The sequence below is a fragment of the Cytobacillus solani genome, assembly GCF_001420595.1.
Taxonomy (GTDB): domain Bacteria; phylum Bacillota; class Bacilli; order Bacillales; family Cytobacillaceae; genus Cytobacillus; species Cytobacillus solani.
In genome coordinates this window covers 877,076-890,785 of the sequence record NZ_LJIX01000006.1, presented here as the reverse complement: position 1 = coordinate 890,785, position 13,710 = coordinate 877,076, and the positions used below count along the sequence as shown (strand labels likewise).

At 35.1% G+C, this 13,710-nt stretch carries 16 protein-coding genes; 6 read left to right on the top strand and 10 right to left on the bottom strand.

Annotated features, from left to right (window positions below; genetic code table 11):
* Positions 1–105: 105 nt before the first annotated feature.
* Complete coding sequence (locus AN957_RS06255) at positions 106–621, bottom strand: DinB family protein (RefSeq protein ID WP_053474694.1); 516 nt, start codon at positions 619–621, stop codon at positions 106–108.
* Positions 622–884: 263 nt separating this feature from the next.
* On the opposite strand from AN957_RS06255, the gene AN957_RS06250 reads away from it, so the two are divergent.
* Both AN957_RS06250 and AN957_RS06245 read left to right on the top strand, forming a co-directional pair.
* The gene (locus AN957_RS06250; protein WP_053474693.1) at positions 885–1,373 is read left to right on the top strand and encodes a MarR family transcriptional regulator; all 489 of its coding nucleotides are present in this window, start codon (positions 885–887) and stop codon (positions 1,371–1,373) included.
* Positions 1,374–1,376: 3 nt separating this feature from the next.
* Positions 1,377–2,564 (top strand): MFS transporter, encoded by a 1,188-nt coding sequence (locus AN957_RS06245; RefSeq protein ID WP_056682898.1) that lies wholly within the window; start codon positions 1,377–1,379, stop codon positions 2,562–2,564.
* Positions 2,565–2,785: 221 nt separating this feature from the next.
* Here AN957_RS06245 and AN957_RS06240 read toward each other — a convergent pair whose 3' ends face one another.
* On the bottom strand, positions 2,786–3,475 hold the full coding sequence (locus AN957_RS06240) for an alpha/beta fold hydrolase (protein ID WP_053474691.1): 690 nt from the start codon (positions 3,473–3,475) through the stop codon (positions 2,786–2,788).
* Positions 3,476–3,803: 328 nt separating this feature from the next.
* On the bottom strand, positions 3,804–4,232 hold the full coding sequence (locus AN957_RS06235; protein WP_056687070.1) for a VOC family protein: 429 nt from the start codon (positions 4,230–4,232) through the stop codon (positions 3,804–3,806).
* Between the two features lie 597 nt (positions 4,233–4,829).
* Here AN957_RS06235 and AN957_RS06230 point away from each other — a divergent pair.
* Positions 4,830–5,744 (top strand): helix-turn-helix transcriptional regulator, encoded by a 915-nt coding sequence (locus AN957_RS06230; RefSeq protein ID WP_056682895.1) that lies wholly within the window; start codon positions 4,830–4,832, stop codon positions 5,742–5,744.
* A gap of 78 nt (positions 5,745–5,822) precedes the next feature.
* Positions 5,823–6,323, top strand: a complete 501-nt coding sequence (locus AN957_RS06225; protein WP_053474690.1) for a DinB family protein — start codon at positions 5,823–5,825, stop codon at positions 6,321–6,323.
* Positions 6,324–6,758: 435 nt separating this feature from the next.
* On the opposite strand, the gene AN957_RS06220 is transcribed toward AN957_RS06225, so the two are convergent.
* The 5 genes from AN957_RS06220 to AN957_RS06200 form a co-directional block, all read right to left on the bottom strand.
* A complete protein-coding gene (locus AN957_RS06220) occupies positions 6,759–7,193 on the bottom strand; it encodes an NUDIX hydrolase (RefSeq protein ID WP_056682892.1) in 435 nt (144 codons plus the stop codon).
* Between the two features lie 153 nt (positions 7,194–7,346).
* A complete protein-coding gene (locus AN957_RS06215) occupies positions 7,347–7,601 on the bottom strand; it encodes a GNAT family N-acetyltransferase (RefSeq protein ID WP_245637823.1) in 255 nt (84 codons plus the stop codon).
* A 40-nt stretch (positions 7,602–7,641) separates the two neighbouring features.
* Positions 7,642–8,169, bottom strand: coding sequence for a GNAT family N-acetyltransferase (locus AN957_RS06210; protein ID WP_053474688.1), 528 nt, complete (start codon positions 8,167–8,169; stop codon positions 7,642–7,644).
* A 97-nt stretch (positions 8,170–8,266) separates the two neighbouring features.
* Complete coding sequence (locus AN957_RS06205) at positions 8,267–8,671, bottom strand: NUDIX hydrolase (RefSeq protein WP_053474687.1); 405 nt, start codon at positions 8,669–8,671, stop codon at positions 8,267–8,269.
* A gap of 319 nt (positions 8,672–8,990) precedes the next feature.
* Entirely contained in the window at positions 8,991–9,434 is a 444-nt protein-coding gene (locus tag AN957_RS06200) for a GNAT family N-acetyltransferase (protein ID WP_379997923.1), read from the bottom strand.
* Between the two features lie 106 nt (positions 9,435–9,540).
* Here AN957_RS06200 and pdxR point away from each other — a divergent pair, with 106 nt between their 5' ends.
* Positions 9,541–10,941 (top strand): MocR-like pyridoxine biosynthesis transcription factor PdxR, encoded by a 1,401-nt coding sequence (gene pdxR, locus AN957_RS06195; RefSeq protein WP_056682889.1) that lies wholly within the window; start codon positions 9,541–9,543, stop codon positions 10,939–10,941.
* A gap of 335 nt (positions 10,942–11,276) precedes the next feature.
* Here pdxR and AN957_RS06190 read toward each other — a convergent pair whose 3' ends face one another.
* On the bottom strand, positions 11,277–11,741 hold the full coding sequence (locus tag AN957_RS06190) for a hypothetical protein (RefSeq protein ID WP_053474685.1): 465 nt from the start codon (positions 11,739–11,741) through the stop codon (positions 11,277–11,279).
* A 216-nt stretch (positions 11,742–11,957) separates the two neighbouring features.
* Here AN957_RS06190 and AN957_RS06185 point away from each other — a divergent pair, with 216 nt between their 5' ends.
* The gene (locus tag AN957_RS06185; RefSeq protein WP_056682886.1) at positions 11,958–13,331 is read left to right on the top strand and encodes an IS1182 family transposase; all 1,374 of its coding nucleotides are present in this window, start codon (positions 11,958–11,960) and stop codon (positions 13,329–13,331) included.
* Positions 13,332–13,433: 102 nt separating this feature from the next.
* Here AN957_RS06185 and AN957_RS06180 read toward each other — a convergent pair whose 3' ends face one another.
* Positions 13,434–13,709 carry a hypothetical protein gene (locus tag AN957_RS06180; RefSeq protein WP_056682880.1) on the bottom strand — a complete coding sequence of 92 codons (276 nt, stop codon included), beginning with the start codon at positions 13,707–13,709 and terminating at the stop codon, positions 13,434–13,436.
* Between the last annotated feature and the right edge of the window lies 1 nt (position 13,710).

The window sequence follows — 13,710 nt, the reverse complement described above, 5'->3', positions numbered from 1 at the left end:
CATTAATACCTTGTAATCGCTCTATCGAACCTTCATATTTTTCTTAATTTACTAGAAATTTTTATAAATAAGTTTGATCACAAGAATCCATTTATACTCCTAAATTTAGTGCTTCACATCTAAAAGTAATTTTATCTCTTTTATTTGTTCTATATGTCGCTGTTCATGCAAATATATCTGTTCGATCCATTGATCAAGAGGTAATTCACCTAAGGCAGGATGCTTCACTGATTTTTCCTCCAATATGGCTTTATCTTCTATAGTACTAAGAAAAGCCATCAATTTTTTTCTCGAATTGTTTAACAAATCAATTATTTGCAGAACTTCAAATGATTCTACATCTGGTTCAACGATTTTTGGAGCTTTAATCTTTTTCGTTCTATCCAATAATATAAATTGAACATTTTTACGTTCTTTTTGAGTACGATTATTGTCTTTTAATCCCCATGCAATAGCCTTTATAGATGCCTCTTCCACTAAAACTAAGTGATGGCAAACTTGTGCTATACTCCACATATTCATATCAGGCTTACTATTAAGTTCAGTATCACTTAATAAAGTAATTTCTTTTACTAGGTTATTTCTCGTTTCATACAGATTGTCATTTACTAATTTATTCATGAGATTTCCCCCTTCATCCTAAAGTGCCTACTTAGATTTCTATTCTGCTTTTATTAATATTATAAGTTTAGTTGAATAAAAAAATCGCCCTAAATAATATATTTTAATGTAGAAAACATAACAGCATCTTTATTTTAAGCATTCCTTTCCAGTAATCGCGCCAATTTGTTAAAAAACGAAACTAACACTTGATATTATTTTTTATTAACTGGTAAACTATAATTGTTAACCGGTTAATAATAATAAAAAGTAGGTGATATACGATGAATCATATGGATAAAAAAAAAGAAGCACTGAATGCTTTGCAGCAGTTAATTAAAGAGAGAGAAGCTGCTCAAAAAAGAAGGAGTTTCAATATAAAAGAGACAGAAGACTCTATGGTGATGGATTGGACACTCACTCAGTTACACATCGTTTCCGCCATCAAGGAACAGGGATCTGCGAATAACACATCACTTGCCGAAACATTGCATGTGTCCAAGCCAGCTATTACGAAGGCTATTCGAAAAATGCTAGAGAAACACATAATTGTTAAAACCAGACAGGAAGATAATCAAAAGGAAGTACACTACCTCCTTACTGAATTTGGAGAACAACTCGCTTCTATTCATGCAAGGCTGCACGAGCAAGTAAGAAATCGATATTTGAGTTTGCTGGACGGCTTTAATACAGACGAGTTGGATACCATTATCTCCTTTTTAAAAACGATAACCGATAATCTCAAACATAATGACATGTCATTTGGAGAGTAACACATGGCAAGAGATATAGCGCAGGGAAAATTGTTTGTTTTATATGTCTTGAGTATTAGCGCGTTTTTTGCTTCTTTAAGCCAGAACATCTATACACCGATTATCCCCATAATCCGGGATTCCTTTCATGTGCCCATCAGCTCGGTGAATTTCACGGTCAGCAGTTTTATCTTTATTATTGCGGTGATACAAATCCTTCTAGGAACGGTGGTTGATCACAAAGATAAAAAAAGTTTGTTGATGGTCAGCCTTGTGTTGATAGGTGTCTCAGCCGTCATTTGCGCTTATACGGACAGTTTTGCGCTATTTCTGTTGTTCCGGATGGTTCAGGCTGTCGGGGCTGGCATTATCCCTTTGGCTGTCATTAGTATCGTGGCACAACAGTTTGAAGGTGAGGCAAGGGGCAGTGCTATGGGAACCTATCAAATTCTGCTTACCCTTGCCCCTGCCGTTTCACCTGTCTTCGGGGGTTTTATTGGGGAGTATTTCGGCTATGAGGGAGCCTTCCTTTTCCTTTTGATGATCGCAGTTGTGCTGCTTATTTTCATGGCTTATCTCCTGCCAGGCGAGAAACAGACTGAAACGGTTAAAAAACAGCGTAAAGGATTCATGGAGACATATAAAGCCGTTTTTTCTCATTACAATGGCGTCAGTATCATCATGGTTAGCTTTATAGTATTTTTCATCTATTTTGCGATTCTTGTTTATCTGCCCGTCCTGCTCCATGATCATTATCGACTGACTATACAGCTCATTGGATTGTTATATTTACCACTCTCCGTCAGCATGATTGTGGGGAGCATCTTGTTCAAAAAATTACAGAAAAATATATCGTTAAGCAGATTATTGATGCCACTTTTGATCACCATGCCCTTGTTAATCATACTGTTTGGTGTATTTCACACACAATCACTTATTGGGTTAAGCATGATTTTATTTGGATATGGAATCGTGGTAGGATTTTCAGCACCTCTTTTTTCGACGCTTATCAGTAACGAATACATTCAGCATAGAGGAACAGCTTTAGGTTTATTTAATTTCGTGCGTTATTCAGGGATGGCACTTGGAGGAATGGCTCCGGCCTTGTTTCATATCCTGCCTGGACCTGTTTTATTTGTACTGTTTGGTATCTTGCTGCTTTTAGTTTCCATATTGCCATATAAAAGCTTTCAAGACAGGAATGTTTCTTAAAATAAATAGGCAACGGGTATGAGAGAGGGGTCTAATATCCGTTGTTTGTTTTTACTTCACAATCTGACCCTTTAATTGAGTAACATGCTAGGTAATTCTGAGCAGCCACAAAAGTAAAAAGGGATTTTGTCCATCTTTTTTATAAAAGAACATACTTAATTATAATCAAGCTTTTTACATTGCTACAATAATTCAGGGTAGTAATAATCGCTTTCGAAAATTCATGAATCAAGAAAACTTTTTATGGCAGCTAAGAAGGCTGGTAAATTATCCTCATGCACATGGTGCCCGGCATTCTCTATCGTTACCAGGTCGCAATCAGGAATAAGCTTAGAGACTTCCAGTAATTTATTTTGAGGAATATGACTAGCCCCACCGCCTATAATAAGCGTCGGTATGATAATGTCGGCGAGACGTGCCCACCAATTAGGATTAGGTTCATTAAGTTGGCGTAGAATCGAAGGTACAACCAGCCAATCGAACGGCAGAGGATCAGAAGGTTCGGAAGGAATTTCGATCGGCTTATTTGGAAAAGGAGGAGGAGTGTCTTCAACAATCAACCGCTCTATCCTCGAAGGAAATGTTTCCGCGAAAAGATATGAAACTGTTCCCCCCATGGAATGACCAATTAGCGTAAACCGTTCTAAATTCAACACATCTGCAAAATAAAGCAAGTCATCACACATCAATTCAAAAGAGTATGTACTCGTTCTCGCACTTCCACCATGACCTCTTTGGTCTAAAGCTAAAATGCGGTATTTTTCTGCTAAGCTAGCAGCCACATGATCCCATGATTCTGCACTTTTTCCCAGCGCGTGAAGGGCAACAAGTGGTGGTGCAGAAGGTTCCCCACTCTCACGATATTGAAAAGTGAGTCCATTCAATTCAATTTGATTCACACGTATTTCCATCTCCGGTCAACTCCTAGTGGTTTCGTCATTTGAAACCCGATTTATTTAATTTCTATATCTATATATTCAGCGAATGTGTGAATTTTACCTTCTTAAACGCTTCTTCCCTTTTGTTGAATATTCCTTGCTCATCTTCAAAAATCTGCTCCTTTACAAAATGAAAGAGCGCAATTCTTACTGCCGAATTGCACTCTTTTTGGAAGGATCTTGACCTCGCAGGATTTATTCATTAGCCACACAAACATTGTATTGGCAAATAAGTTGACCTCCTGTCCATTCGTAAACAGAGGCTTTGTTTGTTGGTAGAGCGGAAAGCTTTTTTCTAATACTACGATTGCTCTCCAGGGACATTCACTTGGAAAGTAACGCCGAACTTGTCCTTTACTTGCCCATACAAGGCGCTCCAATCCGTCTTCTGAAGGGGCATAATGACTTGTCCGCCGTCTTCCAAAGCAGCAAAGATTTCTCTAGCTCTAGCCTCTTCTTTCGGATGAATGGCCATCTGAATCGTATTGCCTGGCTGATAAGGCATGCCTTCGTATGTATCGCTGAACATGAGGTCTGCTTCTCCAACTTTCAAATGTGCATGCATAACTCGATTCTTCATATCATCCGTCAACGGGTAATTCGGGTCTGCCGGCATATCTCCGAACGTCATGATACCCATCACTTTTCCGCCAAGCGCTTTCTCGTAAAAATGGACAGCTTCTCTCGCGTTCCCATCAAAAATCAAATACGGATTCAAACTAACTGACATCATTCAACAGCTCCTTAGTCTTAATTTCTTCAATGCTCAAGTAATTTCCAAGTAGGAGTAACTCCCAACTATTATCACCATAAACACACTTTACAATACAGAACACACGTTCGTCAATAAAAACATAATTGAATACTAAAAATTTTTAATGTTCTTATTCATGATATTCAGGCGCTATGCGGTGCTGCCGCTATATCATGCTCCTGTATCTTCTTTCTTTGACAAGCCTATCAGCGTCAATGAAAGGCAGTAGTGGCTGTACTTCAGAAAATCCCTGTTTCTCAAGCGCATCCACCGCCAGTTCTTGCAAGAACTCATTTTCAAGAAATGGGGCGATGCTGCAGAGCGAGGAGAGGCCATTACGTTCATCTCCTTATTTACTAAACATCTTGCCCTTACATGAAAAATGAGCTCTTATCCTAGTTTAGGTTAGCAAACTTTAATGATTTTTTATTTCAAATAAACGAATTAACAGTTACACTATGTACAAATATTCATTTTTAGAAAGGATACGTTCAAAAATGAAAATTAAGAATTTAATTAGGGTTTGGAATGACAATAGTCGCTAAATTAATTATTGAGGGAAGGAAATGAGAATTGAAATTAGAACGTTTGATATCCATCATATTCAAGCTCCTAAATAATGAAATTTTATCAGCTTCTAGTTTAGCTGAAGAATTCCAAGTATCATCTCGAACCATATATAGAGACATCGAAGCTATTTGTGCTGCCGGAATACCAGTCGTTTCTTATCATGGTACTAACGGAGGTTTCGGTATCATAAAGGGATACAAATTTGATAAAAGCTTAATGGGTTCCTATGACATATTGAATCTAATCACAGTATTAAGCAGTTTATCACGTATTTTTGAAGATAAGGAAGTTGAACAAACGATAGAAAGATTAAAAACACTGGATACAAGCGGCAACACTAGTGCTTTATTAGTTAACTTGGAAAGCGATAAAACAGAACCGGCTTCATTAATCGATCTGCGAAAAGCTATACAGGAAAAAAGGGTCATCCACTTTGATTATGTAAGTAAAAAAAATGAATTTACATCACGTGAATTAGAACCTGTTCATCTTCATTATAAGTTTCGCAGCTGGTATGTATATGGTTATTGCAGAGAACGTCAGAATTATAGAGAATTTAGAGTATCACGTATGCTGAATATCATTCTGAAACAAGAAAAGTTACTGCAAACTCACGAAATGAAAGGTGACTCATCTTATTCAGATTTTGATCTAGATGGATTTGAGGATGTGGTAATCCGGGTGAATCCTGATTCCTTAGCAGAAGTATTAGACCAATTCCAAAATTCATCAAAGGTCTTTAACAGTGATGGAAGTATGACACTGACAATTTCTGTTTACCAGCCTCTGCATGCTGGATGGCTTAAATCCATTCTTTTAAGCTTTGGCAGCGGGGCTAAAGTTTTAAAGCCTGTGAAACTGCAATCCATTTTATTAGATGAGGCAAAAAAAATAATGAAAGTTTATAAAGATGTATGACAAGATGCTGTCATATATCTTTTTTTATAATACAAATATCAACTGTTACAAAAACAGAAATTAAGGAGTAGATGTTAAATGAACCATGCAAAAAATATGTATAAGTATCATGTTTGGGCTAATAAGCTGTTACTAGAAAGAATAAAAGAATTACCAAGTAATGTCCTATATGAAGAGGTAAGCAGTTCATATCCAACGATTGCTCAAACGTTTAGTCACATCTATGTAGTAGATGTTATGTGGTTACAAGTACTTAAGGGAATGGATATGCAAGAAGCATTGGCAATTTCTATCGCTCTCCAAGAAAAGTCTAATTTATTTTCCGCAGATGAGTTTGTTAAATCTTATAAGGAATTAGCTTCACAATATGAAGATTGGATCAATAATCAAAACGATTTAGAACAAAAGATTCATTTGAATAATCCTTGGACCGGTGCTAGAGAAACGGCTTACTCGGAAATGTTATTTCATGTTGCTAATCATGGTACTTATCATCGAGGGAACATAACGACTATGTTAAGACAACAAGGGTACGCTTCGACAATGAATGACTACGCTTTATATTGGTACCAGAGTTAAGACAAAATAGTTTAAGAAGACAGATACAAAAAGCCGATTCCTTAGGTTCAGGAATTCGGCTTTTCAGGTTAAAATTTACTTATTCGTTAAAGAAAGGGAACTCCTGAACAAATAAAGAAATGGTTAGAACAAATAGGGAAAAAGAAAAACTCAGCTATATTTGTTGTTGAAAATGAAGACAACCTATTATTCGGTTATTTAGCTGTCATTGGTGGAGATACAATCAGAACAAAACACACAGCTTATGTAATTATAGGGATACTACTGCACCTTTTTACTTAATACCTATTACTTTAAAATTCAATTTCTTTCACAATACAATACTCCAGAATGTGGCCCTGAAAAATAAGCACTTATCCTTATTACAGGAAAGCGCACAATTACGGAACATCAACAATATTAATCAACAAAAGTACAAGTTCGTAAAGAAAATAATTAAATTTGAATAATTCTTTTTCTAAGTAAATATGGTACTGTTGATTTACGTTTTATTAATCCCTTTGAATTGGTTATATGTATGTAATCTTCTGCTTTCTGTGAATCCATCCAAGTGAGTTCTTCGATTTCTTCTGGCATTGAAATATTCATTTCTCCCCCGATTATTTTCCCTCTAAAAGTAAAGAAAATAACATGGTGTCCTCTTTCTTCGAAGAATGCTTCACTTACAGAAAAAACACCATCTATCTCTACATCTAAGCCTGTTTCTTCTTTCACTTCACGGATAGCAGCTTCTTCAAGTGTTTCTCCTGGCTCAACTGCTCCTCCAGGAAGTGTATAGTAAGAAGAGTTTTCTCCTTTATTTTTTACCATCAATACATTCTCGCCCTGATCATCAAAGAGAAGTACGTATGTTACATCTACTCGTTTCATAAATTAACTTTCCCCCATTTAAGATTGATATTTATATTTCTTTTTTTATCCAAAGTACATGCGCACTTTTCTAGAATAGCTAAAATATGATCACAATATTAAAAACAATTTCTTCTTTCTTTAACGCTGCTTCTTTATTTGAAAAAAAATTTTTTATTCTGTTATACAATCACTGACCTTTATTCTCCAAATCATATGATCATGTCCTTTGTCCCAATAATCCTTAAACAGGTAATCAGGCGCTCCAAATTTCCTTTTCCAAATTTTTTGGGCACTATTATATCCACAATCTAAACAAAATTCTTTAATCCCATTTTTTTGCATAGTATAATAAATTGCCTTCAGTAATAAATTCCCTACTCCATTCCTTTGAAAATCTGGATGAACAAATACTGTACCTACCTCAATTAGTCCTTTGTAAACATTGTTTGTACATATTTTTATGAGATCACTTACTGGGCCGTATTTGATATTCTTCCTCTAAAATAGCATAGCAATATTCATCCCACCATTGATCACCATGAGGAATGCATTTTTTAAAATAACCTTCTCTTCTCATGCCGATTTTTTCCATGACACGATAAGATGGAATATTTTCTGGCTGACATGTAGCTACAATTCTATGTAACTTTAGATCCTCAAAACCATATTTTAATATGGCAGATGCAGCTTCCGAAGCGTAACCTTTATTGTAATATTCAGGGTTAAATACCCACCCAATTTCATAAGAATGCTCTCCAAAATATTTGAAGAACTCAACATGCCCGATTAAAATATTTTCTTCAGCTAATATTACTGGAAATTTCTCAGCTGAATCACCAATATTTCTATTAATAAACTCCTTTGTATCTTTTTCCGTTAATACACCTTCAGGCATATATTTCATCACATTCTTTTTGGAAGTATACTCATGTACCTCTTTCCAATCATCTAATTCAAAATTACGTATAATTAATCTTTCTGTTTTTATATACATGTTTTTTCCCCTTTAAAAATTCCAAATTTGTTTAAAAAGAAGCTTTATTAAATAAACGCGCCCGATTCTGGAAGAAGAACTAATGATATATGTTAGCTTAATTTCTACCTTGCAAGTAATTTAGTAGTATTTCACGTTCCTCTTCAAATAGCATTTTTATTTCACTAATTTTAGATATAGGTATCCAACTAATATCTAAAATTAACTGATCTGGATCTTGAATTTTCTTTTCTCCCCCTATAAGTTGGACTTCAAAATACTTAACATGGACATCTACCTTATAAGTAATTCCATCACGTTCATGTACTTTTTTAATTACCTTAATCCTATAGCCGGTTTCCTCAAATACTTCACGAGCACAACATTCTTCAAATGTTTCATTTTCTTCTACTCCACCTGAGGGAACAGACCAAAGTTCCGGCTCATTTGGTTTTTCTTGTGCTACCATTAGGATTTCATCTTTTTCATTAATACAAATAGCTGCTGATCCTTCCCACATCATTAATACCCTCCATATTTTCTATACATCGTAAAGGTTATTCTAGAAGGATAATTCAAATCCCTTCAAAATATTAAATAAACAGGCCCTTTACATAAAGAAAGAGCGTAATTCTTGCTGCAGAATTTTGCTCTTATTCGACGTTGTCATCTATTACATCTATCAGTTGCTTGAATACTTTCCCTCTTACAAATTGATTCTACATTCCGTTCTTTTAAAAGCACCATATTTCACCAATTTGCGCTTAAACAAAACTTTTTCGATTAACAAAACCCATGCCTCACGCTCTTTACAACCCTTTATTACTCAATTAGTCTTTAGATTATAGTCTTTTTAAAAATACATAGCTTACTTTGTCATATGCCATTTTATTTTCGTAGAAATGATGGGCTTCTGTCCTTTGTACACCCGATGAAAGCGAAACAATCTTAAACCCATGTTCCTGTGACCAATCATGTACATATTCAAGCAGTTCTTGTCCATAGCCTCTTGATCGTTTAGTTGAATCGGTTACTAAATCACACACCCAGATGAACCTGCCATTATACAATGTCACCATTGGCATAAAGCCAGTAACGGCAACCACTTTTTGGTTATCGTATAGGGCAAAGAGTTTATATTCCTGCTTTTGTTTTGCCTCATTGACTAATGCTAAAAAATCGCTTTCTTCTAAATGGCTCCTTAATTGCTTCATGATTGGAAATGCTTCTCTCCATTCACTCTCATTCATTAATTCCTTAATAACTCTTCTCTGTTCGTTCATCATTTTTCATCCTCCTTTTTTCTAATTAAATCAAAAACTGGTATAATTAAAAGAATCAGATTTATGAATTTCAACAGTACCAGATAACTTAGATTTGAGGTGAAAACATATGATTGAAATAACGCCTATTTTAGATAATAAAAGTAATAAACCATTATACATTCAGTTGACAGATTATATTAAGAAGGAAATTATTGCAGGAAGAATACCTTCTAATGAGAAATTGCCATCAAAGCGCAAACTATCCAGTTATCTTGGAGTGAGTGTAAATACTGTTCAGACTGCATATGACCAGCTATGTGCTGAAGGCTATGTAGAAAGTAAACAGCGTCAAGGTTTGTTTGTTTCCATTCTTGAAGATGACCTATTCTCTAATCCATTCACGTGTGAAATTAATACACAACGCAACAAGGAATCACCAAATGTTAAAATTGATTTCAATTCAGGAAAGGTTGACTTGAAACATTTCCCGTATAATATTTGGAAAAAAATATCTATACGATCATTAAATGAAACGGAGGGGGAACTTTTTTATACTGGAGATCCTCAAGGGGAACTTGAGCTTAGAATGGCAATTGCCAAGTACTTGTTTGAATCTAGAGGAGTAAAGTGTTCTCCTGATCAAATTGTTATTGGGGCTGGTTCTCAAGTTTTGATGATATTATTATGCTTACTAATCGGGAAACAACATACATTTGCACTTGAGAATCCAGGATTCCACAGAATAAGAGCAGTCTTAAAAGATCAGGGAATAAATATAGTTTCTATTCCTCTTAATAAAGATGGAATGGATGTAAATCTTCTTAAATCTAGTGAAGCGAGTATTGCTTATGTGACTCCATCCCATCAATTTCCCGATGGAATGGTCATGCCTATCACTCGAAGAATGGAATTATTAAAATGGGCTGAAGAGAATGATCGTTTCATTATTGAGGATGATTATGACGGTGAGTATAGGTATAAAGGAAAACCGATTCCTTCTTTGCAAGGGTTGGATAATAACGGTAAGGTCGTTTACATGGGGACATTTTCAAAGTCATTAATTCCATCCATTCGCATTAGTTATTTAGTATTGCCAACATCACTCCTACGAAAGTACCAAGATCATTTCACCATTTATAAACAGACCGTATCACGGCTTCATCAACATACACTATATCACTTTATGAACGAAGGTCACTGGCAAACCCATTTAAATAAAATGAGAACACTCTACCGAAGAAAACAAAGCACCTTAATGCAAGCTATCAACACATACATGGGCAGTCATGTTAAAGTAATTGGAGAGAAGTCTGGACTGCATTTGATCATTGAATTGGACAATCAAATGTCGGAAGAAGAACTAGTTACCGCTGCTTTAAATGCAGGGGTAAAAGTCTATCCATTTTCTATCTATTATGATGGACACAAACAAACTAAGGGCTCAAAAATTTTACTAGGGTATGGTGGGTTATCAGAGACAGAAATTGAAGAAGGCATTCAATTATTAAAAGAGACGTGGAGAATTTAAGATTGAAATAGACAGGAAATTTAAATTCCTGTCTCAGATTGACGACAAAAGGCATTTAGGCATACTCATATTCCCAAATGCCTTTTTATTTTTTCCAGAATATCACTAAGGATTCATCATAAACATATTCATGTTTACGCATAAAGCCTTCCTTTGTTTTTAGTCGAGTATAAGGGAGTGCAGGGTTTTTTCTAAAAGGAATTTACAGATAGCAGGTGTCTTATAGACAGCATCTGCCTTAATAATCATTGTAAATGAAAAATGACGTAAACAAACTCGATGTCTTCGAGTTTGTCTACAGTCTGAGCCCTTCCGATTGGAAGGGCATTTAGATTCTAATTTCTCCTAATAAAATTTAAATGCCATGGTAAGTAAAAAGCATATGCAATAAAGTGGACAGGGGATGACCACAAAATATTCCAATGTCTCATTAATCCAACTCTAGTTGTTAACCATTCAAGTGTAAGTGACAAGATGAAAAATAAGATAACCAAGAACCATTTCCGTTTTTTTTCATATAAGTTTAAATATATTACCGATAAACATGAGGGGATAATTCCAAAAAGGGTTATCTCAGGTAATCCCTCTTTTTGCGGATTACCTATATCGAAAAGATCAAATGGAGCAGCTATTGTCATATCAACCATCCATACGATATAACCAATTACTCCGAAAGTAATATAAACTTCTTTCCAGCTTAATCTTTTCTTGGGCATGAAAAAAACAATTGAAAGGAGAATAATACTTAGAACTGCAGGATACCACCACCCTTGGGTTAAAGCAAAGTCAGGCTGTTTCACAGAACTCGCCACCTTTTTTTCTTATTATTACTCACTATTAATCAAATATTCACATATTAAGAAGGGGATCGAAATCCATGTTTATCTATCCTTCTACCTTGGTTAAACAAGCAAAAAAAGCCCTTCCATTTGGGGCTGTTGACAAACTAATAGGATTTACCAATACCTGTGTAGAATTTAATTATTCTATACAGGTTTTTTATTGGGGGAATTTTTATGATGGGTCGTAAAGATGAATATCAAAGTAAACTAGAGTTTATTGATTTAAATACATTTGTTCCTTCAAATCATATTCTTCGCCAAATTAATGAAAAGATAGACTTCTCTTTTGTATATAACAAAATGGAAAAATATTATTCAAAACTCGGCAGGAAATCACTTGATCCTGTACTTTTATTTAAGATGTTACTCATTGGCTATCTTTATAATGTTGATTCAGAACGAGTGTTAGAACAAGAAGTCAATCTAAACATTGCTTATCGCTGGTTTTTAGGCCTTGATTTATCTGACACTGTACCTGATCACTCCACATTTAGCCAGAATCGACGAAGGAGATTTAAGGATAGTACTGTCTTTCAAGAAATTTTTGATTATATTATAGATCTTTGTATAGAGAATGGGTTAGTGACTGGTGAAGTCATTGTTACTGATTCTACCCATATTAAAGCTAGTGCTGCAAAGGCTAAGGCTGAGAAGGTAGTTGTAGAGAAAACACCTTCTCAATATTTGAATACCCTTGAAAAGGAAGCCAAAAAAATTGAAAAAGAGCTTGAGGATAAAAGAATTGAATCTGGGAAGAAGAAACGAGGCAGAAAATCAAAGAGTTCATCTACCGAAAAGATTTCTGTAATAAAAACGGACCCTGACTCTGGCTTATTAAATCGCCCTGGAAAGCCATCTGGTCCCCACTACTTAGCACATGCAAGTATTGATACAAAAAACGGAATCATAGTTGATATTCATCCGAGTGCTGGTAACATAAATGATTGTGAGCCTTTTATAGATAGATTAAATGTGATACAAGAAAAATTTGAATTAAACATTAAAAATGTGGCAGCTGATAAAGGATATGATAAAACTAAGATTCATCATGGCTTAAAAACATTGGAAATCACAGGTTATATTAGTCCCATAGGATATACTACACCTTTCGAAACAACGTCTTATAAGGAGTTTACCTACAACATTGACACTGATACGTATACTTGCCCCAATAAAAAAACACTTACGTTTACCCATTTAAGAAAAAAAGAAACTGATAATTATTTAAAAACGTATTCTGCTAAAAGTAAAGACTGTAAAGTCTGTCCATTTCGAGAATGTTGTTTTGGGGAAACAGCAAGTAAAAGAACGATTTCTCGACCAATTGCACATGAATTGTTGGAAGCAAATACTCAGAGGGCAAAAACTAGTGAATATAAAGCATTCCAAAAGCTCCGAAGAGTTTGGTGTGAAGGTTCCTTCGGAACATTGAAATCTAAGCATAACCTGTATAAAACATATAAGAGGGGCATTGAAAAAATTTCTGAACAATGCCTTTTTTCAGCGTTGGCATTAAATTTAAAAAGAATTATAAAGGTAATGAATTAAGACAAAAATTATAAAGAAAACTAATAAATATACTCTTAAAAAGAAAATGGGAAAGGAGCAAAGCTCTTTTCCCATTTTGTCAACAGCCCCATTTGGAAGGGCTTAATGAACTTTATTAAATACTTCTTTCTCCATTTTATTAACTGCAATATCTCGTGCTTGCTCAAGTGTTCGACCTACACCAGATGTCAGATGGTTGCGGTAGGGTGGCTGGCCTTGATCATCAAGCAATAAATAGGTTTCAAATCGATTTTTATACTCGATACAAAGCCATAACATTGCTTCTTTTTCCTTGTAAAACATAAGTCCTGATTCCATTTTAATAATCCCTGGCGCGTCTTGCTTCTGGAAGATGATTTTTTCTAATGGTGATTCCATA